General features: G+C 33.1%; 25 protein-coding genes. 6 read left to right on the top strand and 19 right to left on the bottom strand.

What is annotated here, in order from left to right; genetic code table 11:
* Positions 1–23 precede the first annotated feature (23 nt).
* Positions 24–275, bottom strand: a complete 252-nt coding sequence (locus CD036_RS05860) for a YlbG family protein (protein ID WP_002510877.1) — start codon at positions 273–275, stop codon at positions 24–26.
* Between the two features lie 117 nt (positions 276–392).
* Between CD036_RS05860 and CD036_RS05855 the strand changes: the two genes are divergently transcribed.
* Entirely contained in the window at positions 393–1310 is a 918-nt protein-coding gene (locus CD036_RS05855) for a glycerophosphodiester phosphodiesterase family protein (RefSeq protein WP_103388159.1), read from the top strand.
* Positions 1311–1390: 80 nt separating this feature from the next.
* Here the strand turns inward: CD036_RS05855 and CD036_RS05850 are convergent, their stop codons facing one another.
* The 4 genes from CD036_RS05850 to cyoE form a co-directional block, all read right to left on the bottom strand.
* Positions 1391–1825 (bottom strand): YlbF/YmcA family competence regulator, encoded by a 435-nt coding sequence (locus CD036_RS05850; RefSeq protein ID WP_002510875.1) that lies wholly within the window; start codon positions 1823–1825, stop codon positions 1391–1393.
* Positions 1826–1837: 12 nt separating this feature from the next.
* Entirely contained in the window at positions 1838–2887 is a 1050-nt protein-coding gene (locus CD036_RS05845; RefSeq protein WP_021458949.1) for a CAP-associated domain-containing protein, read from the bottom strand.
* A gap of 193 nt (positions 2888–3080) precedes the next feature.
* A complete protein-coding gene (locus CD036_RS05840; RefSeq protein WP_002510874.1) occupies positions 3081–3542 on the bottom strand; it encodes a DUF420 domain-containing protein in 462 nt (153 codons plus the stop codon).
* A 24-nt stretch (positions 3543–3566) separates the two neighbouring features.
* Positions 3567–4478, bottom strand: a complete 912-nt coding sequence (gene cyoE, locus CD036_RS05835) for a heme o synthase (RefSeq protein WP_002510873.1) — start codon at positions 4476–4478, stop codon at positions 3567–3569.
* Positions 4479–4769: 291 nt separating this feature from the next.
* On the opposite strand from cyoE, the gene CD036_RS05830 reads away from it, so the two are divergent.
* Positions 4770–5678, top strand: coding sequence for a COX15/CtaA family protein (locus CD036_RS05830; RefSeq protein WP_021458950.1), 909 nt, complete (start codon positions 4770–4772; stop codon positions 5676–5678).
* 278 nt (positions 5679–5956) lie between these two features.
* Here CD036_RS05830 and CD036_RS05825 read toward each other — a convergent pair whose 3' ends face one another.
* The 3 genes from CD036_RS05825 to CD036_RS05815 all read right to left on the bottom strand — a co-directional run bounded on the left by CD036_RS05825 (position 5957) and on the right by CD036_RS05815 (position 11594).
* The gene (locus tag CD036_RS05825; protein ID WP_021459039.1) at positions 5957–9412 is read right to left on the bottom strand and encodes a pyruvate carboxylase; all 3456 of its coding nucleotides are present in this window, start codon (positions 9410–9412) and stop codon (positions 5957–5959) included.
* A gap of 350 nt (positions 9413–9762) precedes the next feature.
* Complete coding sequence (ftsW, locus tag CD036_RS05820) at positions 9763–10992, bottom strand: cell division peptidoglycan polymerase FtsW (protein WP_021459040.1); 1230 nt, start codon at positions 10990–10992, stop codon at positions 9763–9765.
* Between the two features lie 326 nt (positions 10993–11318).
* On the bottom strand, positions 11319–11594 hold the full coding sequence (locus tag CD036_RS05815; RefSeq protein WP_002510820.1) for an Fpa/YlaN family protein: 276 nt from the start codon (positions 11592–11594) through the stop codon (positions 11319–11321).
* Positions 11595–11947: 353 nt separating this feature from the next.
* Here CD036_RS05815 and CD036_RS05810 point away from each other — a divergent pair, with 353 nt between their 5' ends.
* Positions 11948–12430, top strand: a complete 483-nt coding sequence (locus CD036_RS05810; protein WP_021459041.1) for a hypothetical protein — start codon at positions 11948–11950, stop codon at positions 12428–12430.
* 2 nt (positions 12431–12432) lie between these two features.
* Positions 12433–12606: a DUF2197 domain-containing protein gene (locus CD036_RS05805; protein ID WP_002510822.1), complete on the top strand. Its 174-nt coding sequence runs from the start codon at positions 12433–12435 to the stop codon at positions 12604–12606.
* 45 nt (positions 12607–12651) lie between these two features.
* Here the strand turns inward: CD036_RS05805 and typA are convergent, their stop codons facing one another.
* Complete coding sequence (gene typA / locus CD036_RS05800; RefSeq protein WP_002510823.1) at positions 12652–14499, bottom strand: translational GTPase TypA; 1848 nt, start codon at positions 14497–14499, stop codon at positions 12652–12654.
* 98 nt (positions 14500–14597) lie between these two features.
* On the opposite strand from typA, the gene CD036_RS05795 reads away from it, so the two are divergent.
* Positions 14598–14795: a DUF5325 family protein gene (locus CD036_RS05795; protein ID WP_002510824.1), complete on the top strand. Its 198-nt coding sequence runs from the start codon at positions 14598–14600 to the stop codon at positions 14793–14795.
* An 80-nt stretch (positions 14796–14875) separates the two neighbouring features.
* Here the strand turns inward: CD036_RS05795 and CD036_RS05790 are convergent, their stop codons facing one another.
* A complete protein-coding gene (locus tag CD036_RS05790) occupies positions 14876–15694 on the bottom strand; it encodes an inositol monophosphatase family protein (protein WP_002510825.1) in 819 nt (272 codons plus the stop codon).
* 214 nt (positions 15695–15908) lie between these two features.
* Here CD036_RS05790 and CD036_RS05785 point away from each other — a divergent pair, with 214 nt between their 5' ends.
* A complete protein-coding gene (locus CD036_RS05785) occupies positions 15909–16523 on the top strand; it encodes a YktB family protein (protein WP_103388158.1) in 615 nt (204 codons plus the stop codon).
* A 49-nt stretch (positions 16524–16572) separates the two neighbouring features.
* On the opposite strand, the gene CD036_RS05780 is transcribed toward CD036_RS05785, so the two are convergent.
* The 9 genes from CD036_RS05780 to CD036_RS05740 all read right to left on the bottom strand — a co-directional run bounded on the left by CD036_RS05780 (position 16573) and on the right by CD036_RS05740 (position 25701).
* The gene (locus CD036_RS05780; RefSeq protein WP_002510827.1) at positions 16573–17046 is read right to left on the bottom strand and encodes a DUF4064 domain-containing protein; all 474 of its coding nucleotides are present in this window, start codon (positions 17044–17046) and stop codon (positions 16573–16575) included.
* A gap of 165 nt (positions 17047–17211) precedes the next feature.
* Positions 17212–18363 carry a lipoteichoic acid stability factor AuxB gene (gene auxB, locus CD036_RS05775; protein WP_002510828.1) on the bottom strand — a complete coding sequence of 384 codons (1152 nt, stop codon included), beginning with the start codon at positions 18361–18363 and terminating at the stop codon, positions 17212–17214.
* A gap of 72 nt (positions 18364–18435) precedes the next feature.
* Positions 18436–19509 carry an ABC transporter substrate-binding protein gene (locus CD036_RS05770; protein ID WP_002510829.1) on the bottom strand — a complete coding sequence of 358 codons (1074 nt, stop codon included), beginning with the start codon at positions 19507–19509 and terminating at the stop codon, positions 18436–18438.
* A gap of 11 nt (positions 19510–19520) precedes the next feature.
* A complete protein-coding gene (locus tag CD036_RS05765) occupies positions 19521–20318 on the bottom strand; it encodes an ABC transporter permease (RefSeq protein WP_103388157.1) in 798 nt (265 codons plus the stop codon).
* Positions 20319–20323: 5 nt separating this feature from the next.
* Entirely contained in the window at positions 20324–21127 is an 804-nt protein-coding gene (locus CD036_RS05760) for an ABC transporter permease (RefSeq protein ID WP_002510831.1), read from the bottom strand.
* The gene (locus CD036_RS05755; RefSeq protein WP_002510832.1) at positions 21120–22214 is read right to left on the bottom strand and encodes an ABC transporter ATP-binding protein; all 1095 of its coding nucleotides are present in this window, start codon (positions 22212–22214) and stop codon (positions 21120–21122) included. Before CD036_RS05755 ends, CD036_RS05760 begins: the two co-directional genes overlap by 8 nt.
* 374 nt (positions 22215–22588) lie before the next feature.
* On the bottom strand, positions 22589–22867 hold the full coding sequence (locus CD036_RS05750) for a UPF0223 family protein (protein ID WP_002510833.1): 279 nt from the start codon (positions 22865–22867) through the stop codon (positions 22589–22591).
* A 134-nt stretch (positions 22868–23001) separates the two neighbouring features.
* Complete coding sequence (lpdA, locus tag CD036_RS05745; protein ID WP_002510834.1) at positions 23002–24408, bottom strand: dihydrolipoyl dehydrogenase; 1407 nt, start codon at positions 24406–24408, stop codon at positions 23002–23004.
* A gap of 3 nt (positions 24409–24411) precedes the next feature.
* A complete protein-coding gene (locus CD036_RS05740; protein WP_103388156.1) occupies positions 24412–25701 on the bottom strand; it encodes a dihydrolipoamide acetyltransferase family protein in 1290 nt (429 codons plus the stop codon).
* Positions 25702–25811: the final 110 nt, after the last annotated feature.

Below are 25811 nucleotides of genomic sequence, written 5' to 3'. Positions count from 1 at the left end.
ATTCAAATTAGCGCTCGTTATATTTATGAAAGTTCATGTCTTTCTTTTTCATAAACTTTCTTCAAATATTTGTATGGTGACCCGTCAATTTTACGCACATATTTTAGCTTCATCAACTTGTGTACAATGGCGTCCGCTTCATCTTCATTTATATACAACATGACATATTTTTTTTGCTTATTTGAATGGACGATGTGACCGAATTTCCTAATTTGACGTTCGTGTTTCATATGTTTCAAATAAATAACTAAACTTGTTCTCGCTATAATATCCATATTATTTCACTCCATTTGTTAGCCACTTTATAATATCATGACTTTTTATTTTTATAAATAACAATTATATGTAGTAGTACGATGTTTGGGTATATAGTTTATAGGAGGTTATCTATAATGACTAAATTTAATGTATTAATCAAAAGTGCTTTTATAGGCACAGTGGGAGTAGTTGGCAGTTTATTCTTTCTCAAAAAATATAACTACAAACGCACAAATATGGCTGTCCCTACGTTTTTCACTCATGCAAGCCCTTATATTTTTGCACGTAAAGGCGGTATGGCCGTTCGTCCAGAGCACACACAACTTGCTTTTGATTATGCCAATAACCACAAAGTAACTGGTTTTGATATTGATATTAGGTTAACACAAGATTATCATTTAGTTGCTTTTCATGATAGTGAACTTGACCGCACAACAAATGGTTCGGGCGCTGTTATGACTCATAATTTAGCTGAATTACAACATTTAGATGCTGGATATTACTTTACAGATATAAATAAACACCACCCATACAGAGACCATCATTTGGCTAAAATACTATCGCTATCAGAAGTATTAACAAAATATCCTAATCAATTAATCATTGTACATATCTTAGATGCGCCTGATACTACTAATGCACATCGTATACCTAAGTTGCTCTTTGATATTATCGTACAGCATCACGCACAACACCGTGTTGTTGTTATGAGTCCATTCGTAGAACATTTAACAGCATTCGCTGACTACAATGAGGAAGAGATTGCTGTTGGAGCAAGTCAAAAGGAAATGACTGAAGCATTTATTAAATACATTTTAGGAATAGGACATACGTTCAAACCTAAATCACACTTTTTTCAATTAACACCTCAAATAAACCATACAAAACGTCTAGAATACAACTATATTCAATGGTTACTACGTTTAAATATAGTTCCTAGTTATAGCCCAGTGAACAACTTAGATTTAATGCAAGAATTAACGAAACATGGTGTCCATTCGATAGTTACCGATCGACCAGATTTAGCTCAACGTTTTAATAATATTAAATAAAAAGTTAGCAAACATCTTTGTTCGCTAACTTTTTTACTTAAAAATTTTCAATTTATTTATATCACTGTCTATAACAATTGCTAAATAGAACAATTACACGAACCGCCAGTGGAACAACCCCCAACATCTTTTTGGAAAAATGGATTACCTGCTTCAATTTTCACATTTTGTGAAACAGCGTGTGCTAGTTTGGTAATCACTTCGTCAACAAGTGTTTGAAGTGCCATCTCTTTTTGTTTAAAGTCCATCACTACAGGTAACATTTCATATGCTCTTTTACGTTTTCGCGTGTCCATCATTACTGTTTGATAATCAGGATGGTATTTGCCAAAGCGCATCACTTCATCGTATGATTCTTTCGACTTCAAAAATGCTTGGTACAATAAATGGGCTTCATCATCAGCTTCTAACGCTTGCTCCGCTTGACGATACGCGTCATATAAGTCTGAGTTACCAATCATTTCACCTAACATTTCAATTTTGTCGAGGACTTTTACTGTTTCTTCCGTTATCATCTTATATCCTCCTTACTTATCTTCAACAAAGATTAATGTATAATAATCATCCATTACTTCTCCACCCATAGTATTGTACTTAGTGTTCAACATTCGTGAACGGTGAATGTCTGAATTTAACCAACTATGAATCAACGTTGGCACATCATTAAATTCATATCCAACGTTTTGACTCGCTGAATTAAATGGAATTTGTCGTGCATCTAGTTGTTGTTTTAATGCTTCTTCTGTAAATTCTACACTTTCTGAATCTGTTGCCTCATATAAGTTATATGAAGCTATATGAGATAGCTCATTCTTAACATTTAAAGGTTTTGCCCCTTTTAATTTACGCATTTCATTAGTGATTTCATACAAAGTCATTAATTGGTTGGCATTTTGTTCATATGGTCTTTTAGGCTCTTTTTCTTTTTTGTCATTAGCTTCTTCATTTTCCACTGTTTGATACGGTTTGAAAGTTGTTAAAGCTTCACTATCTAAATAGCGAACGCCAACAATTTTGTTAGTTTGTTGGTCTGTATAAACTTGAGCATACATATGATCAAATTTAACTAAAGTTTGTGTTTTCATATCTTCATCTGATAGTTCTAAATCATATGTTTTATTCTGCGTTGAGATTGTTGGTTCTGGATTAATTGTTAAATCTTCAAACACACTCGAAGCATTATCTGATATTTTTAATGGCGATACATCAGATTTTGTTCCAGTAGCATAGACAGACTTGATAACGTTCTTTTTCGCTGAAACTAAATAATACTGATCTTTATCTTTAAATACATATGTTTTAAATCCATTTTGATATGGATAAACACGATCAGCTTGACCATATTTATCTGTTAAATTATTAATATTTTTTCCTATCCAAGTACCTACACCACTTTCAGGTGTTTTATTTTCTGTATCTCCCTTTTGCTGTTTGTAATCTTTATTCGACGTTGTTTGTTTACTATTGTTATTTGGATTTTCTAATACATCAAATTTTAATCTTGGAGAATAAAATAAATAAATTAGGAATAATATTAAAACTAAAGCACCAATAACTTTTATTATTAGCTTATTCATCATTCACCCACCTAATTCATCATATGGTCATTGTACACATTTTATCAAGTCATTAGCAAGAATCTTCATCATGGTTTAACAGTAACCTAGATGTATCAGTTTAGCCTAATAATAATTCGATGACTATTGATTACACTTCAAATTGTACAAAAATAAAAAGCTTAGCCTTATGCTAAGCTTTGAGTTCTGTTAATTATCCTCCAAATGTAGCTTTTAATAGAGAAGTTGTTTCTCCTCCAGGATAAATAACATATAACAATAAATAAACAGCGACACCCGTAATAGCTGTAAAGAACCAAATAATCGATGCTACAGGCCCTACTTTACGGTGAATGTTAAATTTATCTTTAAATGCTGTGATTATTTGAATTATACCTAAAATTGCACCAATTGTTGCTAAATTAATATGAAATACTAAGAAAATTGTATAGTATATCTCTATTGAATCAGGACCACCAAAAGCAGTGTTTCCTATAAAAATAGTGCGTGAGGCATAAATAATAAAGAATATAAGTGCAAAAACAGCTGCTGTTAACATTACTTTTTTATGTGCTTCTATGTTTCGTTTCCAAATTAATCGCCAGCCTATTGCGATTAATATTGCACTAATAATAATACATGACGTACTTATAGTCGGTAAAATTGGTAAATTCATAAGTTCCATCCTTATATTTAAAATTTAAAACATCTGAATTAACGAAACGATAACTGTAAGAACAAAGAAAACAACTAAATAATTCAAAGAATATATAAACATATTTGTTGCCCATTTCGTTTGATCTACATTTTTCTTGAAACTCGTTAATCCCATTGCTAACCACCCTAAGTTAAGCAACGTGGCTAAAATTATAAAAGTAACACCTAAGTCTGCAAATAAAAATGGTAATGGTAATAAACACACTAACCATACAAACATTCCTATACGCGTTCTGTTAAAACCTTTAACAGATGGTAACATTGGAATATTCGCTAATGAGTATTCATCTTTTCTCTTGATAGCCAATGCATAAAAGTGGATTGGTTGCCAACAAAATACAACTAAAAATAGTGCAATTGCTGTCATACTTATATTTCCTTCTATTGCAGTCCAACCGATAAGTGGTGGTACTGCCCCTGGGAAACTACCAATTACAGTATTCCATACTGTGTGACGTTTTGACCAAATTGAATAAAAAGAAACATAGCCTACTATGCCCAATAGACCGATTACTCCAGATGGTACATTTAATGCAAATAATAACGCTTCCCCTATCAGCATCATGCCGAAACTTAACAGTAATAAGTTTCTTTCTGATATTCTGCCATTAACAGTTGGTCTTTTTTGTTTACTTGGCATGATACTGTCAATATCTTGATCATAATAATTATTCAACGCGCATGCGCCACCCATAATTAATGTTGACCCTATTAACATCATAAGAATTTGTGGTATTGACATGAGGAAGGAATGGTTTGCCAAAACAATCGCCAGCCATGAACCTGCGAAAGCAGGAATCAAGTTACCTTGTACAAGTCCCATTTTGATAATTTGTTGTAACTCTTTATAGGTTACACGACTTGTTGAATGTGACAAAGTTTGCTCTTTGTTCATAGTTCCCCTCCTAATTTCTCATATAATATCTATGATAAAGCATATTTAATGCGTTGACTAGATTTAATAAAATTTATTTGTGACACTTTAGCGACATTCAAAATCGTCATGATTAAGACACAATTTATATAATTATTCTTGTTATAATTGTTTTTAAGTGAGTTTAAAGACTATAAATTACTAGTCATTTTATAGTTATTGTACTTTTTGCAAAACTTGTAAATTATACTATACTATTATGTATTGGAAATTTTAGTCTGAATCAGGTTATTTTTAGTGGGGTGTTCATTATTGTTTAAAAAACAAAACCTAAAATGGTTATCCATTTTAGCAACAATTATTATGGCTTTTGTACAACTCGGTGGAGCGTTAGTTACAAAAACTGGTTCAGCTGATGGTTGTGGATCAGACTGGCCATTGTGTCACGGTGCATTTTTGCCACAAAACTTACCAATACAAACATTAATTGAATTAAGTCATAGAGCTGTTTCAGGATTATCTTTAATGGTTGTCTTGTGGTTAACAATCGTTGCTTGGAAGCATATTGGTCATATTAAAGAAGTTAAACCTTTATGTATGATTAGTGTTGGCTTTTTACTATTACAAGCATTAATTGGTGCAGCAGCTGTAATGTGGCAACAAAATTCTTATGTTTTAGCGTTGCATTTTGGTATCTCTTTAATAAGTTTCTCTTCCGTTTTCGTACTGACTTTAATTATATATGAAATTGATCAAAAATATGAAGCTGACGAGTTATTTATCAGAAAACCTTTACGTGTTTATACTTGGATTATGGCTGTAATTGTATATTTAACAATTTACACGGGCGCATTAGTTAGACATAAAGAAGCAAGTCTAGCATATGGTGCATGGCCATTACCATTTAATGATTTAATACCACATAATGTGGCGGACTGGGTTAATTTTGCACATAGAGGTATGGCATTTATCGCTTTTGTATGGATTTTAATAACATTTATTCATGCCATAAATCATTATCAACATAATCGTACAATTCGTTACGGATATACTACTGCATTTATCCTTGTTATTTTACAAGTAATTACTGGTGCATTATCAATGATGACGAATGTTAATTTGTTTATCGCATTACTACATGCTTTATTCATTACGTTTTTATTTGGTCTAATCGCTTATTTCATCGTTCTTATGTTACGAACAATACGAAGTGGCGGTTGATTAAATCATTAAAAAAGAGAAACGCTTTGACGTCGCATCTCTTATACTGTCGACAAAGTCCACCGACTTTGTTGGCAGTTTTTTTGTGCACGCTTTCCGCGGGCACTGCCTCAGCCATTTGGTGATACCAAAGAGCTAACATTGATCTAAAAGACCTCTGCTATTTACTAAAATTAACTATTAACTATAAACAAACCTTAGGCAATAATCATCACCTAAGGTTAGTTTACGTTGTGCGAGAAGCTCCTAGACGGCACCTCTCTTTTTTATCTTTATAATTAATCTACTGGTTCTTTTTCAATTTCGATTAATAAATCTCCTGTTTCAATAGCATCACCACTTTGCACTGTTATCTTACGGACTACACCTTCAAATGGAGCTTGAATTGTTGTTTCCATTTTCATAGCTTCAGTAATTAACAATGCTTGGCCACTTTTAACAGATTCGCCTTCTTTAGTCTTAACTTCAGTGACTGATCCAGGCATTTGAGCACCAATATGATTTGGATTTAATTTATCTGCCTTTGGTTTAACACTTGCATTCGCTTTTACATTTTCATCTTGAATGTAAATACGACGTGCTTGACCGTTCATATCGAAAAATATCGTTCTAACACCTTTATCATCTGGCTCTGTAATAGCTTTTAACGTAATAATTAGACGTTTACCCGTATCAATCTCAATTTCAACAGTTTCATTGTGTCGCATTCCAAAGAAGAATGTTGGAGTATCTAGTATCGAAACATTACCAAATTGTTCTCTTGTCTGTATATATTGTTCATATACTTTAGGGTACAACACATAACTAATGATGTCTTGTTCTGTGACATCTTTAAGTTGTAATTGCTCTAGCTCTTGTCTTACTTGTTCAAAATCAACTGATGGTAAATATTCACCCGGTCTATCTGTGAGTGGTTGTTGGCCTTTTAAAATTACTTTCTGTAATTTTTCATTAAATCCACCAACAGGTTGACCTATTTCACCTTTAAAGAACGACACTACAGATTCTGGGAAATCAAGTTTATGTCCATCTTTAATAACCGAGTCTTCGTCTAAGTCATTTTGAACCATATACAATGCCATGTCTCCGACAACCTTAGATGATGGCGTTACTTTCACAATATCACCAAATAAGAAGTTCACTCGTCGATACATGTCTTTCACTTCATTATAGCGATTTCCTAATCCTAAACTTTTAGCTTGTTGATGTAAATTAGAATATTGACCACCAGGCATTTCATGTTTATATATTTCAGTATTTGGTGATTTGATATCACTCTCAAAGTCACTATAATACTGTCTGACAGTTCCCCAATAATGTGATAATGTCTCCAATCCATCAATGTCAGCACGCATATTTCTATCGAAGCCATTAAGTGCATAGTAAAGTGAGTTAGCACTTGGTTGACTCGTTAAGCCACTCATCGTCGCAACAGCCGTGTCAATAACATCTACACCAGCGTCAATTGCTTGTTTATAGATTAATATGCCGTTACCACTTGTATCATGTGTGTGTAAATGAATTGGTAAATTCACAGCTGCTTTTAATTCACTTACTAATTCGAACGCTGCTTTCGGTTTTAATAAACCTGCCATATCTTTAATTGCTAAAATATGGAAACCTTCACGCTCTAAAGTTTTGGCTAAATTCACATAGTAATCAATTGTATAAATATTAGAACGTTCAGGATTTAAAATATCACCTGTATAACAAATCGTACCTTCAGAAATTTTACCTGCTTCCTGCACGGCTTCGTTTGCTACCTTCATTTGATCTACCCAATTAAGTGAGTCAAATATACGGAAAACATCTATGCCCGCTTCAGCACTTTCCTTCACAAACTTTTTGATGACATTATCTGGATAGTTCTTATATCCTACAGCATTTGATGCACGTAACAACATTTGGAATAACACATTAGGAATTGCCTTACGTAGACGTTCTAATCGTTCCCAAGGACTTTCTTTTAGGAAATTATAAGCTACATCAAATGTTGCGCCGCCCCACATCTCAAGAGAAAAATTATCTTGCATCACTTGTGACGTTTTAGAGGCTATATTCATCATATCCTTCGTACGTACACGTGTTGCTAGTAATGATTGATGTGCATCTCTAAATGTTGTATCAGTGATTAAAACATCATCTTGTTCTTTCAACCATTTCGTAACTCCTGCTGGCCCTTCTTTATCTAAAATCTGTTTAGTACCAGAAAGTTGACTTATCGTTTTACCATCTACTCGAGGAATCGGTGATGCTTCATATTCTGGTTTCGGTCTTTTATCAACATTTGGGAAACCATTAATAGTCACATTTCCAATATATTCTAACGTTTTAGTACCTCGGTCTCTTGTAGGCTCAATGTTAAATAATTCTGGCGTATTTTCAATAAATTTTGTTGTATAGTCACCACTAATGAATTGTGGATTACGCATTACATTGATAAGGAAAGGTATGTTTGTTTTAACACCACGAATTCTCATTTCTTGTAACGAGCGGTCCATCTTCTCTTGGGCTTGTTTGAAATTCATACCATGCGTAGATAGTTTAACTAGTAAAGAATCATAATATGGTGAAATTTCTGCACCTTGGAAGCCATCACCAGCATCTAAACGTACGCCAAACCCACCGCTTGATCGATAAGCAATTATACGTCCTGTATCTGGCATGAAATCATTTGTTGGGTCTTCAGTTGTGATACGACATTGCACAGCATAACCTAAAGTTTGTATTTCTTCTTGTTGTGGCATCGCTATACTGTCACTGAATAATGATGCACCATCAGCTACTAAAATTTGTGTTTTAACAATATCAACACCAGTAATCATTTCAGTAATAGTATGTTCTACTTGAACTCGTGGATTCACTTCAATAAAGTAATATTCATTGCCTGAAACTAAAAACTCTACAGTACCTGCATTCACATATTTTATTTTGCGTGATAAATCTAATGCTGCTTCACAAATTTCTTCTCTTAATGCATCTGGTAGTGCAACTGAAGGTGCGACTTCCACTACTTTTTGATGACGTCGTTGTACAGAACAGTCACGTTCATACAAATGTACAATATTACCGTGTTCATCACCCATAATTTGTACTTCAATATGTTTAGGATTATCTATATATTTTTCAATATAAACTTCACTATTACCAAATGATTTTTCAGCTTCAGATTTCGCTCTGTAAAAAGCATCTTCTAATTCATCGTTACTTCTAACGATACGCATCCCTTTACCGCCACCACCACTTGTGGCTTTAATCATCAATGGGTAGCCTGCTTCATTAGCAAAATCTTGTGCAGCTTCATAGCTTTCTATTGGGCCATCCGTACCAGGTATAACTGGTAAATCTGCTTTTATTGCTGTTTCTCTTGCTTTAACTTTATCTCCAAACATATCTAAGTGTTCAAGATGTGGACCAATAAATTTAATCCCTTCTTCAGCACAACGTTTGGCAAATGTTTCATTCTCACTTAAAAAGCCATATCCTGGATGTATAGCATCTACATTTGCACGTTTAGCAACATCTATAATACGTTCAATATTTAAATAACTATCCGCAGGGCCTAGATCTTCTCCCACTAAGTAAGACTCATCTGCTTTATATCTATGTAAAGAACCTTTATCTTCATTTGAATAAATTGCAACAGTCGAAATATCTAATTCTGTCGCTGCCCTAAAAATACGTATTGCAATTTCCCCACGATTGGCTACTAGTAATTTATTTATATTCCTCAAATCATGGTCCCCCTTAAAATTTTAAATTTTCTAAATAATTAGATACATTATATTATATCAAAATACGAACTTTGTATACAGTGATTAAAATTGATAATGCAAATTTCCGTTTATTTATACACCTAAAATTCACTGTAGAGACACTTGGCTATAACCTAAATCATGCCATAAAACGTATATTTGTCGTATCTCTAATCATATTATCACATTTTAAAAATTAAAAAAAGTTATTACTATTGATAACAAAAACTTATCACTATATGCAAATAAGCTAAGCAATTATAATTTTTCTAGAGATAGAAAAACAAACTTTACAGGCAGTTTACCTTGTAAAGTTTGTTTTATGTTAATCACCGTTGTCTATTAGTAAACGGATTATTTTGTTGTTGCTTTTTAAGACGCTGCTCATCAATTTTAATTTGTTTAGCAGTAATCAGCAATAAGCCCATAGCAATACTCAAACTAATCATTGAAGAGCCACCAAAACTCAAGAATGGTAATGGTACACCGGTTAATGGAATAGTTCCTGAAATACCACCCAAATTAACGAAAGTCTGGCTACCAATATAACTTGCTACACCGACACAGACAAGTTTATAGAAATAAGAGCTTGTTTTATTAGCTAGTTCAAACGCTCGATAAACAATAAAGAATAACAAGCAAATGACAAACAAGCCGCCTATTAAACCAAGTTCCTCACAAATAATCGCAAAGATAAAATCAGTGTGTGGTTCAGGTAGATAACCAAGTTTCATTATACTGTTACCAAGTCCTCTACCAAACAATCCTCCATTACCTATTGCCAATAACGAATTGGCAATATGATAACCAGTACCTTCTTCAGTACTAAATGGATTTGCTAGCGTACTGAAACGAGCAGTTAAATAGTCCGGTACTAATCCTAATAATAGTAATAACGAACCGATGATCACCGCTCCAACTAAAATAGTTAATATGTACTTAATGGACTTCTGAACACCAATACCAGCATAAAATAAAATAGCGAAAAAGATAATTAAAATAAGCAATGTTTGTCCCACATCTCGTTGTAAAAAGACGAGACCAATACAAAAACCTGCCAAAATAATAGGTGAGGTTAATAGTTTAGGTTGAGTAAAGACACGTGGTCGCTTTTTTTCTATCATATATGGTATATATAAAATGATACCAATTTTTAACAGTTCGGATGCTTGTAAATTCATAAATCCTAAATTTATCCAGCTTTTAGAACCATTAATATTGCTTCCCACTACTAATGTGGCTAATAACAAAATTACTAAAAGCGCCATCATCCATTTTTGAAATCGAGTGGTAGCTAAAAATTTAACATTCAGGAAAAAAGCCATGAAAAAGACAATACATAAACTCATGATGACATACATCAGTTGACGTGTATAAAAGTAAGTTCCTGAAACTGGGTTACCACCTGTTAATGAACCTTTTGTGGCTGCCACCATACTAGCACTGTAAACCATAACTAACCCGATTAAACACAGTAATAAATATGTAACAACTAACGGATAATCGATATATCGCGCATATTTACCTACTTGTCGAAATAGTTGCTTTATGTTTTTCATTTACATTTCATCCAATTCTAATATTAATATCTTTTTTGTAACAGTTTAATCCATAAATCTTAATTGATTTCATTATTAACTGTGCATAATATGTATAACTTCTAAATTATATTTAAATTGCACATTGTACATTATAGCAAATTTTAGCCTATAGTTTCGAACAAAGTCATAGGGAATTTTAATTTATTTATAAAAAATAGCTAGAAAGCTCAATTGTAATATTGTCTCTCTAGCTAAAAAATTTGTTTATGTAGTTTTATTTCTGTCATCAAACTCATTTTATAATCTGTCTATGAACAAACATTTAATTCTATTTATACATTATATTAAACATTGGTAAAAGCATCATGTAATTTTGAAAGTTCTTTTTCTAAACGTAACATGAGCGCTTTTCCTTCTTCTCTATCAATTAATCCTAATTGTGTTGCAAAATCGACTTCTTTTTGTAAGCCAAACATTTGAGTATCGAGTACTTCTTCGTATAATGGGCATTGAGGCAAAGTAAGATTATCCATTTGAACTTTAATCAATTGGAGAATTCTATCTGCATCTTTATTTAACTGGTCATATGCCGCACTATTTAAATTTTTACTCTTTACCATGACATACTCCCCCTATCAAATGTAACTTTATATTAAAATTCTATCTTACACAGATTTAAAAAGCAAGTTAATTTAGGTAATATACTTCGCCCTTTCATCTGTGGTAAAATTAAATTGTATTGTTTATGTTTATTACTTCGCTTTTTTACTTAACTTAAACAGGGCTAAAAAGTAGTAGGCATAACTATCAACTGGAATTTTGCTATTTAGTATTCATTATATCTTTAATAAAAATGTAATCATGATGTAATATTAATTCACAAAATAGTCATAATTTCACATTACTATTTATAGCTTTATTTAGCTTATAGTTGTGTCAACAATCGATAAATTTAACATAGGGAGCTGGGACAATGATACAAATTAAAGGTGCAGTAAAATTTCCAATTACATTAGATAGTACAACTTGGATTTTTGATGATCGTAAAGTCAAAATTGAAGATTTAGAAGCTGGTGTATTTGATGGTTCCAAACCCATTCAATTTAGTGATAACCGTGAATGGAATCGTGCCATTTTAGAAGGTCAAACAAATCCACCAACACTAAATTCTGAAATTAAATATAAAAAGAATGCTATGTTAGATGGTACATTCGTAATTAATATGGCGCCATTTTTTAAAAATGCAGAACCAAAACACGATGCTTCAAAAATTCGTTTATTTAATGATCAAGATGCTATTGAATTAGACATTGAATTATTACCATATTTATTTTTCAAATTTGCGCATGAAGGTAAACGTCTTTATACAGACAACGCCGTTAATAGTTTTATCTATACACCGGAAAATGGCTATTCACACCAATTTGACTATGTAACACATATTGAGGTGATTTAATAATGATTAAAGTACAGTGTATAATTTGTGATACAACTGTATTTATTGATGAGAACACTCTAGAAGCCAAACGTTTACGTAATGATCCGATGCACACATTTATGTGTGATGAATGTAAAAGTAGATTAGATCGCCCAAAACAGCGCCATCAATATACAACATTTAATCATCGATAACATAAAAATCCCAGTCCATGAATTTCATGGACTGGGATTTTTGTGTTACTCTTCATCTTGCATTAATTGTTTCACACGTTTTGCTTCTTTTTCACGAGCTGATTTTTCTAAGATTTTCTTTCTTAAACGTATGCTTTCAGGAGTAACCTCTACTAATTCATCGTCATTAATGAATTGCAATGCTTCTTCTAATGTTAAGACTCTTGGACGTTTCATTGTCACTGTTTGGTCTTTCGTTGCTGAACGTACGTTGGTTTGTTGTTTAACTTTAGTCACATTAACTGTTAAATCATTATCTCTATTATGTTCACCAACAATCATACCTTCATATACTTCAGTACCTGGTTCCATAAAGTTAGTACCACGGTCTTCTAAGCCCATAATTGCATATGCACTTGCTTGACCTTGATCCATTGAAACGAGCGCACCATTTCTTCTACCACCAATATAGCCTTTAATACGTGGTTTAAATTCTTCGAAAGTATGGTTAATAATACCATAACCACGCGTTTGTGACATAAATTCAGTAGTATATCCGATTAAGCCTCGAGCTGGTACCATAAAGATGATACGAGTTAAGCCATTGTCAGTTGTTGCCATGTCTAACATTTCACCTTTACGTTGACCTAAAGACTCAATAACGCCACCAGTATATTCTTGTGGCACTTCACATTGTACACGTTCGAATGGTTCACAAGTAACACCATCAATATCTTTTAAGATAACTTGTGGTTTAGAAACTTGTAATTCATAGCCTTCACGACGCATATTTTCAATTAATATTGATAAATGTAATTCTCCACGTCCTGCAACAATCCATGTATCAGGTGAATCAGTTTGCGTAACTTTCAATGATACATCTGTTTCTAATTGTTGATCTAAACGTTCTTGAATTTGACGTGCTGTTACAAAGTCACCTTCACGACCTGCAAACGGTGAATTATTTACTTTAAATGTCATTTCTAATGTTGGTTCATCGATTCGTAGTACTGGTAACGCTTCTTGATGATCATGAGGTGTTACTGTTTCACCAACGTTAATGTCTTCCATTCCTGATACAGCAATTAAATCACCAGCAACGGCTTCTTGAACTTCAACTCTATTTAAACCGAAATAACCAAAGATTTTAGTTACACGGAAATTTTTAATTGTTCCATCTAATTTAATAAGTGAAACATTATCACCTACACGCATTGTTCCTCTAAACACACGTCCTACGCCAATACGTCCCACATAATCATTGTAATCTAATAATGCAATTTGGAATTGTAAAGGTTCTTCGCGATTATCTACTGGTGCTGGTACGTAATCAATAATTGTTTCATATAATGACTGCATATTTTCATCTTGTTGCTCTGCATCTAAACTCGCTGTACCATTTACTGCTGCAGCATAAACCACTGGGAATTCTAGTTGCTCGTCTGAAGCTTCTAATTCGATAAATAGGTCTAATACTTCATCTACTACCGCTTCTGCTCTTGCAGATGGTTTATCTATTTTATTTACAACTACAACAGGTTTTAAATTTTGTTCTAGCGCTTTTTTCAACACAAAACGCGTTTGTGGCATCGTACCTTCATAAGCATCAACTACTAATACCACTCCGTCTACCATTTTCATGATACGCTCAACTTCACCGCCAAAGTCAGCGTGTCCAGGAGTATCTAAAATATTAATACGTGTCCCTTTATAATCTACGGCAGTATTTTTAGCTAGTATAGTAATACCACGTTCTCTTTCTATATCATTTGAATCCATCGCTCTTTCGTCTACATGTTCATTCTCACGAAAAATACCAGATTGTTTTAACAATTCATCTACTAAAGTTGTTTTACCATGGTCTACGTGTGCAATGATAGCTATATTACGAACATCTTCTCTAATTTGAGTCATTAATTATTTTCCTTTCTTGAGTAAATTCCCACTTTTAATTGCAACTTTTTTATTATATCATATAATTGGTTAAAGAAAACAATAAAGGTGTGGTCGGGATGCAACAAAAACAACAAAAATCTAAAGCAATTTTTTGGGTACTTTCAGTAGTAGCAATAGTATTCTTATTATTGTTTAGTTTCAGCTTAGCAGCTACAAATGTTCCACTGATGATTTTAACACTTATATTATTCATTGCAACATTTGGCGTTGGCTTTACGTTAAAAAAGAAATATCGTGAAAACGGCTGGTTATAATCAGTACTTTACTGTTTAATAAAAGAGAGCAAGGATTCGCAAATAACATTATGTTGATTTGTAACCTTAGCTCTCTATTTTTATTTTTGCTGCATACGCTCATGTAAAACAGTAATCGTGTCTTGATGATAATTAAAATAAGAAGTTAATAATTCATTGTGTAATTGTTTATTTGCTATCACAATGGAATTTGCAGATGTAATAGATAAAGTAGCTCCTGCTAAATTAGAAGCAACCCCATTGACTTCATGGAGAATAATTAGTCCTCCAGCAAAATCCCACGGTTGTAGCCTTGGTGTAATATACGCAGCAAGTTTACCCGTTGCAACATAAATAATTTCTAAAGCTGCAGAGCCATATGCTCTTGCACTGCGCGCATCTTCTACTATTGGTTTAAACATTTCACCTAATTTAGGTTTAGTTAACCAGTTGGGATTTATAGCAATAATACTTTGTTTTAATTGTGTATCCTTTATGCTCGGTAATAGCGTCTCATTTTCAAATGCGCCTTCACCTACTTTTGCATGATATAACACATCATTCATCACATCATAAACAAAACCTGCATACGGTTGACCATCTTGGAAAATGCCGATTGAAATAGCAAAATTTTCACCTTGATGCACAAAATTAAGCGTACCATCAATAGGATCAACAACCCATACTACGCCTGATATATCTACTAAATCATGTCCGTGACCTTCTTCACCTATAACAGCATGATTAGGATAAGTTTGCATGATATTATCATAAATATAATGTTCAGTTGCCTTATCAACATTCGTAACTAAATCATTAGGATTGGATTTGGTCTCAATTTCAAGATCTTGATCCATAATCTTCCTAACGTTATTGCCTGCTTCTAATATCAAGCCTTTTGCAAATTCGTATACAGTCATCATATCATCTCCTACCTTGCTTCATATTATACAGTAAATACACTATTAAACTCGACTATAAACTTTAAAACCCTAAAATTTCTCAAGGAATGCTTTAGTGGTATACATACACTTTTATTTTTGTCTAATTAATAACAATCTATGCATAACTATATTTTTTCAGTCGAAATTTATGCTACAATACCATCAAATAGACTGCTATTAGGAGGTCAACATGACAAAATATACTTTTAAACCCAAAGACTTTAAAACTTTTTCAATTCCAGGTTTAGACGCACGTATGTCAGCCTTAGATGATAATATAAGACCACAATTGCATGAATTAGGAGATTATTTCTCTCAATTTCTTGAAACTGCCACAGGAGAAACTTTTTATCCACATGTGGCCAAACATGCAAGACGTGTTGTCAATCCACCAAAAGACACGTGGGTAGCATTCGCTACTAATAAACGTGGTTATAAAATGCAACCACATTTTCAAATCGGACTTTTTGAGTCACAATTATTTGTGATGTACGGTATTATGCACGAAGCCAAAAACAAAGGACAACAAGTAGCTGTCTTCGAAAATAATATGGATGCTTTAAAACAATTACCGGCTGATTATAGTATTAGCTTAGATCATATGACTCAAGAAAAAACATACATCAAAGATATGGATGATGCTAGTATTCAAGAAGCAATAGAACGAGTTAAAAATGTGAAAAAAGGTGAATTTTTTGTTGCTCGCACACTTGAACCAAATGCGAATGAGTTAAAGTCCGACAAAGCCTTTTTAACATTTCTAGAAGATACATTTACTCAGTTATTACAATTTTATAAATTTTAATATTACATAATGAAAAACGCCAAGTGCTTCACCACTTGGCGTTTTTTTGTTAGTAAATATAAGGATCATTCTTTTTATCTTTCAACTCTTCTTCGGGGTTCCATGAATTCTCTTTAGTAAACTGACCCCTCGTTCCATCATTTTTATTTTTTTTCTTTGTAAATAAGCGAATTGCCACAATAAGCCATAAAACCATAGCAACTAAATTAGAAACAAACAAACTTATAATTGCAACAACTATAAATAAACTTGCCGCTAAAACTCTATTAGCTTTCATAATCAATGTTGCAATGATGGCAATAATACTAACTATCACCAGTGCCACTACTTGGATAATGTAACTCATATACATCATATCGGTAGATATAGTTTGTCCTTGTTGCTGTGTTATTTCATCAAACATGGCTTGAAATTCTTGGGTATTAGACTTCAATAAGAACAATCCAAAAATAACAATTATCACATATAAAATACTTAAACCATTAGCTATCCAAGCCATAATTTTTTCAGCTTTTAATTTCATTCTTATTCATCCTTTCTCTCGTTTTAATATTATCAAATTTTTAGAAAATCCCAAACATGTACGATTTATTCGAGTTGTAAAAAATACCGAAATTGTTTTCAATGACAACATAAAATAGCTACTTACATAAGATAATGTAAGTAGCTATTTTTAAGAGTAATTAAATTATTTTTCCTTTTCATCTTGCTGAGTATCTTCAGCTTGATTATCAACATCTTGTGATGTCACTTTTTTACGTTCTTCATAGTTCATTCTACGTTGTGCCACTGCACTTGGTTGTTGTTTGCGTTTTTCTTTAATACGTTTTTTACGTTCTTTCTTTTCTTCTTTAATACGAGATTTTTCCTCTGCCTTTTCCTGTTTTAATCTTTGGGCTTCTTCTGCTTTCTCTTGTTTTATGCGAGCCTTTTCTTCCGCTTCCTGCTGTTTACGACGCTCTTCTTCGGCTTGTTGACGTTGCATTTCTTCTTGTTTTTTCTGTTCTTCTTGAGATACATAATCGTCATTACCTTCACCGTAGACACTGCTTACTTGACCAAAATCATCATCATGCGTATTATCATCTTTTTTCTTTTTGTAATTATATTTAGCTTGTCTAGATAATACTTGAGGTTCTTCGTCAGCTATATCAGCATTCACTTGTCGAGCTACTTCTGAACTATATCCACCACGACGTAATGAGTTTTTCTCTGTATCTGCTTCGACGTCTTCAACAGGTTCACTGTGTTGTTCTTCTGGTTCTGGCTCTGGTTCAACTGTCGTCTCTTGTTGAACTCTACCGTTTCTGCGTTTTTTAGCAGGTTCATACACGTCATCTTCATAGTCATCATCGTAACCATAATAAGCCGGTATAGCTTCTACTTTCTCTTTTCTTGCAAACATCATAATCGATACGATTAAAAATAATACAGGAATAATTAGTGTTACAAATAATAGCACTAATGGCAAAGTAATGAGTGTAGCAATTAAAAACAAGAAACCAGATAACATTCTAATATTCATTGAAATAAGTGCTAAAAATGAAATCAACAAACATACAATTAAAAAGACAATTACAGCCCATATACCATTTTGTAACCAAATAACTGCTTGTGTTGTTGTCATACTATTATTCGCTAAAATTTGTTGTATGAATTGATTACCATTCAATGAAGTTTCTAAGTTTTGGATGGACGTTTCACTGCTAAATGAAACTAAGGCGACAAACATAGTAGCAATTGTTAAGAGTAATAAAAATACCCAACTTAACCAACCTAATACTTTTTCTGCCAACCTACTCACAGGACGTCTAACTTGCATATATTGCTCTCCTGACATGTATCTACAACTCCTTATATTACTAGTCAAATCATTATATCGAAAACAAATGAAAATAACTACTAACTTTCTTTATTTTAATAACATTTTAAAATTCAAGAATTTTTCGTTATATTCACTAAGTGTTTTCTGTCCTAAATCTTCATAAACTTCCAAACGCTCTTGGGTAGTACGATTAGGATAAAAACGTTGATCATCGCTAATTTCTTCGGGTAATGCTTCTCGAGCTTGTTTGTTAGGTGTTGCATAACCTACCCATTCAGTATTTTGCTTACTTACTTTTTTATCTAACAGGAAATTCATAAATTTATAAGCTCCTGCTTTATTTTGTGCTGTTTTAGGAATGGCCATATTATCGAACCACAAATTCGACCCTTCTTTAGGGACTACGTAATTAAAATCTGGATTATTTTGAATAATAGGTGCTGCAACACCACTCCATACAACCGCAATGTTTGCTTCATGTTGTTCTAACATCATAGTTACTTCATCACCAACTACCCCTCTAATTTGAGGAGCTAATTGTGTTAAATCTTGTTCTGCTTGTCGTAAATGTTGAGGATTCTTATCATTTAAACTATAACCTAATTTGTTTAAAGATAATCCTATAATTTCCCGTGCACCATCAACCAATAAAATATCTTCCTCATATTTTGGGTTGTACAAACTTTCCCATGAAGTAAAATTATCATTAGGATATGCCTTGGTATTATATATAATACCCACAGTACCAAAGAAATATGGTACAGAATATTGATTTTTTGGATCAAATGGCATATCCATATAATGTTTATCAAGATTTTTAATGTTTGGTATTTTTGAATGGTCAATTGGTAATAATAATTTTTCTCTAGTCATTTTTTGCACAGTATAGTCACTTGGGAACACAACATCATAATTTGTTCCGCCATTACGTATTTTAGCTTCCATTGCTTCATTGGAATCAAATGTTTCATAGACTACTTGTATTCCTGTCTGTTGTTCAAATTGTTTAATTAATGCAGGATCGATATATTCTCCCCAGTTATAAACATTAATTTTTTCAGTCTTTTTAGTTGTATCTCCTGTAGTCAATTCATGACTAATATATAGGGCTAATAGACCAACGAATAAAGCAGTAAATATTAATTGTAACACATATTTCACGATTCCATACCTCACTTTCGATGATGATTACGTGTCACTATATTTTGAACAGTGTAATAACCTATAACCCCAACTATAATAATTACGAAGAGCAAGGTAGAGATAGCGTTAATTTCCATACTAATGCCCTTTCTTGCCATGGCATAGACTTCAACTGATAATACACTAAAACCATTACCTGTTACAAAAAAACTTACTGTAAAATCATCTAAGGAGTACGTTAATGCCATAAAAAAACCTGCTAAAATACCAGGAAATAACTGTGGTAACATCACTTTGCTTAACACTTGATAATCAGTAGCACCTAAATCTCTAGCTGCACGAATCATATTACTATTCATTTCGTATAGTCTTGGTAGCACTATAATTACTACGATTGGTATACAAAATGCGATATGAGAAATTAACACAGTAGTAAAACCTAATCCTAACCCTGTAAAGTGCCCTATTGTCGTAAACATGATTAAAAATGAAGCGCCAATTACGACATCAGAAGATACCATCAAGACATTATTCAAAGTCAATAAGGAAACTTTTAATTGCTTATTTCTCAAATGGTATAAACCAATCGCCCCCATCGTACCAATAACAGTAGAGATAGCAGCAGCAATTAAAGCAATTGCTATTGTATTAAAAATTACAGATAGCAGTTTATTATTGTGAAACAAAGCTTGATAATGTTCTAAGGTAAACCCTTCAAAATGGATCATATTGCCGGCAGAATTAAATGAATACACCATCAAAAATATAATAGGTATGTATAAAATGCCTATTAAAATACCAATATATAACTTGCCATACCATTTCATATGATTCACTCTTTTCTTTCTGAAGATTTTTTATTTGTCATAACTAATATTAAAGCCATAAACACGAGCAAACCGATAGCTATCGTCGAACCCATACCGTAATTTTGAATTACTAAAAATTGCTCTTCAATTGATGTACCAATGTTAATGACTTTGTTACCTGCAATTAATCGTGTAATCATAAACAAAGATAAAGCAGGAATAAACGTAACTTGTACCCCTGTAAGAATACCTTGCTTAGTTAACGGTAGAATTACTTTTGTAAATCTAACTATCGGGCTAGCTCCTAAATCACTAGCAGCTTGTAAAATATTAGTTGGTATATCTTTCATACTATTGAAAATAGGTAAAATCATAAATGGAATGTAAATATAACTTGCTACAATTAAGAAAGCAGGTGCAGTAAATAAGAGATCTGCTTTAGGTAAATGTAAAAAAGTTAATATTTGATTGATAATACCATCATGACTGAATAATCCTATAAATGCATAAGTCTTAAGAAGTAAATTTATCCAAGTTGGAATAATTAAAATTAGCAGCCATAAGTTTTGCCATTTGGAACCACGTATAAAATAGGCAGCAGGATAACTAATAGCTAACGTAATGAGTGTTATTAGTGAAGCGTACAAAATAGACTCCCAAAACATTATAAGATAACGTGAAGACAAAATTTGTTGATAATTGGTCAAACTAAAATGACCATCTAAATCTACAAATGAAAAATACACAAGTAATAATATAGGGACAATAATAAACAGTAACATCCATAAAATATATGGTACAAACAACCAACGACTTATATTACGCATGTGTTGAGTCCTCATAGCTATCGATACGTTTATCAAATTCAGCTTCACTTTCTCCTGGTACCATAATATGTATCGCTTCAGGTTCAAAATACAAGCCTACTTTAGCACCAAGTTCGGCCTTTTTAGTTGAATGAATAACCCATTCATAACCCTTTCTATCTATACAACAAATTTCATAATGTACACCTCTAAATAACATTGAATCAACTGTCACTTCAAACAAGCCTTGTTCGAGAGATGATAAAATTATATCTTCTGGGCGAATTACAACTTCTACTTGTCTATCAGGTGTAATCCCCATATCTACACAATCAAAATTCTGGCCATAAATATTTACTACATAATCTTGTACCATTGTTCCCGGAATAATATTAGATTCCCCAATAAAATCAGCAACAAAACGGTTTACGGGTTCATCATATATATCAGTCGGCGTCCCAAATTGTTGAATTTTACCATCTTTCATAACAAATATATAATCACTCAATGCCAATGCTTCTTCCTGATCATGTGTCACGAAAACAAAAGTAATGCCTAAGCGAGCTTGAATATCTCTCAACTCATATTGCATTTGAGTACGCAGTTTTAAATCCAATGCTGATAATGATTCATCTAACAATAAAATTTCAGGTTCATTTACAATTGCACGCGCGATTGCAACACGTTGTTTTTGTCCCCCACTCATATCTGCAATATTCTTTTGTTCATAACCTGTTAACTTTACTAAAGCTAATGCTTCTTTTACTTTTTGAGCAATGGTTTGTTTGTCTTTTTTCTTAACTCGTAAGCCAAAAGCAACATTTTCAAAAACATTTAAATGCGGAAACAATGCATAATCTTGAAATACCGTATTCACTTTTCGCTTATTTGGAGGTAGCGCTGTTATAGCTTGATTTTGATAGATTATAGTACCGTCATCAGGTTGTTCAAATCCAGCAATCAGTTTTAAAATTGTTGTTTTACCACAACCTGAAGGTCCTAGTAAAGTATAAAAATGTCCTGATTCAATTTGTAAATCTATTCCATCCAATATTTTTTCGTCATTATAAGCTTTACTAACAGATTGAAATGATAATAAAGGGTTCACTTACTTTCCTCCTCAAATAATAGAAAGGAGCTGGTTAGAAAACAAACAACATTACTTTGCTTTCATATAACCGCCCCTACATAGAGACTTTATTTTACTTTATAGTGCTAAGTTGTCACTCATTATAAATAGTTTAAGTTTAATGTCACATTCATTTATATACTGCATGGCTCAATTTATAAGACACATTATTTACTATATACCATTCTGTTATAGGTTATGTCCCATGTTGCATCTATCAGTAGTAAGATAATATTTTTGAGTATTAGCTGTGTCATTATTAGCAAATTAAAAAAGCTATATTTTGGTCTATTTTATAACGCATTTATGTAACGCTTTATAAAAATACCAAAATATAGCTCTTAAGACAATAGTTATTTCGTGTTGTCACTAACAAACTGTTGATCAGTTGCTGTTTGAGCGTGTTTTACAGCATGATAACTACTGTAGCCACTACTTTGTTCAAAACTTTTAAATATTTGTTTTTCCTCAGCTTTACCAGGAACAATTTTTTTAAATTGTTGATATCTCGCTAAGAGTGTTTCTCGTTGTACTTTATTTTCATAAAATGCTTCTACTGCATTAAAAAAAGACACTACTGTCATCATTTCATCATTTGACCAATCTAAATCAATAGGATATTCATATTCCATGTAATCACCACTTTATTTTTAATATAAAAAGAGCGGGATAGTAACCAAATTATATTAATTTGATTCCATAGTCCCGCCCCAAATAGTTAATACGTTTCTAAAGCTAATAACATCTTAATAAATATTAACGTTAATTACATTGTATGAATTGGTAATCCTAATGCTTTTTCAGCAGCTTCCATAGACATTTCACCTAATGTTGGGTGAGCATGTATTGTTAATGATAAGTCTTCAGCATTCATACCAGATTCAATTGCTAAACCTAATTCAGAAATGATATCAGAAGCGCCAGTACCTACTACTTGTGCACCTACTAATGTATCATCTTCTTTTAATGTTAATAATTTAACAAATCCAGTTGTATCATCTAATGATAACGCACGACCATTTGCTGCATAAGGGAATTTTGAAGCTTTAACTTCTAAGCCTTCATCTTTTGCTTGTTGTTCAGTGTAACCTACTTGTGCTAGTTCTGGCTCAGTGAAACATACAGCAGGCATACCGATGTAGTCTACTTCAGAAGCTTCACCTGAAATAACTTCAGCTGCTACTTTTGCTTCATAACTTGCTTTATGTGCAAGTGGTAAACCAGGTACGATATCACCAATTGCAAAGATATTACTAATTGATGTACGGCTTTGTTTGTCTACTTCAATTAATCCGCGGTCCGCGAATTTAACACCTAGCTCTTCTAATCCAAGCTCATCAGTGTTTGGACGACGACCTACAGTTACTAAAACATAGTCAGCTTCGATTGTTTGCTCTTCGCCTTTAGCTTCATAAGTAACAGTTACGCCATTTTCTGTTTCTTCAGCAGATTTAGCCATCGCTTCAGTAACGATTTCTACACCTTTTTCTTTCATACCTTTTTTAACAGGTTGAGTCATTTGTTTTTCGAAACCGCCTAAGATGTCTTTTGCACCTTCTAAGATTGTAACTTCTGAACCGAAGTTAGCAAAAGCAGTTCCTAATTCAGAACCAATATAACCGCCACCAACAACAACAAGTTTGCCTGGTACTTCTTGTAAGTTTAAAGCACCTGTTGAATCAATAACACGGTTACCAAATTTAAAGTTAGGAATTTCAATAGGTCTTGATCCAGTAGCAATAATTGCATTTTTGAAATTATAAGTTTGTGCACTCTTTTCGTCCATAACACGTAAACTGTTGTTATCTACGAAGTAAGCTTCACCTTTAACAATTTCAACTTTGTTACCTTTTAATAGACCTTCAACACCACCAGTTAATTTTTTAACAACTGATTGTTTGAATTCTTGAACTTTATCAAATTTAAGTGATACGCCTTCAGCAATAACACCTAAATTTTCTGATTTTTGAACTTCATCATAACGGTGTGAAGCATGTAACAATGCTTTAGAAGGAATACAACCAACGTTTAAACAAACGCCGCCTAATTCGCCTTTTTCTACGATTGTCACTTTTTGACCTAATTGTGCTGCACGAATTGCTGCAACGTAACCCCCTGGTCCTGCTCCAATGACTATAGTATCTGTTTCAATTGGGAAATCTCCAACTACCATGTTTTACCCCTCCATTAATAATAATTCTGGATTATTTAATAATCGTTTAATATGGTTCATTGCGTTTTGTCCTGTTGCACCATCAATTTGTCTATGGTCAAAACTTAATGATAATGACAATACTGGTGCTGCAACAATTTCGCCATCTTTTACGATAGGTTTTTGTGCAATACGGCCAATACCTAAAATTGCAACTTCTGGGTGATTGATAACTGGTGTGAACCATTGTCCACCAGCTGAACCGATATTACTAATTGTACATGTAGCACCTTTCATTTCATCTGGTGCTAATTTACCATCACGTGCTTTAACAGCAAGTTCATTAATTTCATCTGAAATAGCGAACATTGATTTACGGTCAGCATTTTTAACAACTGGTACAAGTAAACCTCTATCAGTGTCAGCTGCGATACCGATGTTCCAATAATGTTTGTGTACAATTTCGCCAGCTTCTTCATTAAATGAAGTATTTAATGCTGGGTATTTCTTAAGTGCTGAAACTAATGCTTTAACTACATAAGGTAAGAAAGTTAATTTAGTACCTTGTTCAGCTGCAACTTCTTTGAATTTTTTACGGTGATCCCATAATTCTTGAACATCAATTTCATCCATTAATGTTACGTGTGGTGCAGTGTGTTTAGAATTAACCATTGCTTTTGCGATAGCTTTACGCATAGCAGGGATTTTTTCAGTTGTTTCTGGGAACTCACCTTCTGTTGATACTGCAGTTGATTGTCCTGAAGTTGATGTTGCTTCAGTTGTTTCTTGAGCAGCACTTTCGTTAGAAGCTTGTGTATCACCACTTAAGTGTGCATCAATGTCTTCTTTCGTTACGCGACCGTTTTTACCTGAAGCAGAAACGGCTTTAATGTTAACGCCTTTTTCACGCGCATATTTACGTACTGAAGGCATAGCTTTAACACGTTTACTTTCATCTACATCTTCATCAGATGAAGCAGATGCTACTGGTGCTTCTTCTTTGCTTTCTTCTTCAGCAGGTGCTGATTCTTCAGATGAATCTTCGTCGCTACCTTTAAATTGCATCTCTTCTGCATCAGGTGCGTCGATTTTAACAATCGTATCACCTACGACTGCTACAGTTCCTTCATCAACAAGAACCTCTTCAATAGTCCCACTAACAGGAGACGGAATTTCTACAACTGATTTGTCGTTTTGTACTTCAGCTAAAACGTCATCTTCTTCGATTTGATCTCCAGCTTTTACAAACCATTTTACGATTTCGCCTTCGTGGATACCTTCACCAATATCGGGTAATTTAAATTCAAATGCCACGTTATTATCCTCCTAAGATTTCATTTTAAGTTTTCTTATGATAAATGTGACTAAGCTGTATCTATAGCTTAGCACAAATTATATTAATCTCAGAACGAAGTAGTAATTAA

The organism is Staphylococcus arlettae (assembly GCF_002902345.1).
GTDB classification, from domain to species: domain Bacteria; phylum Bacillota; class Bacilli; order Staphylococcales; family Staphylococcaceae; genus Staphylococcus; species Staphylococcus arlettae.
This window is presented reverse-complemented; position numbering and strand designations above follow the sequence as displayed.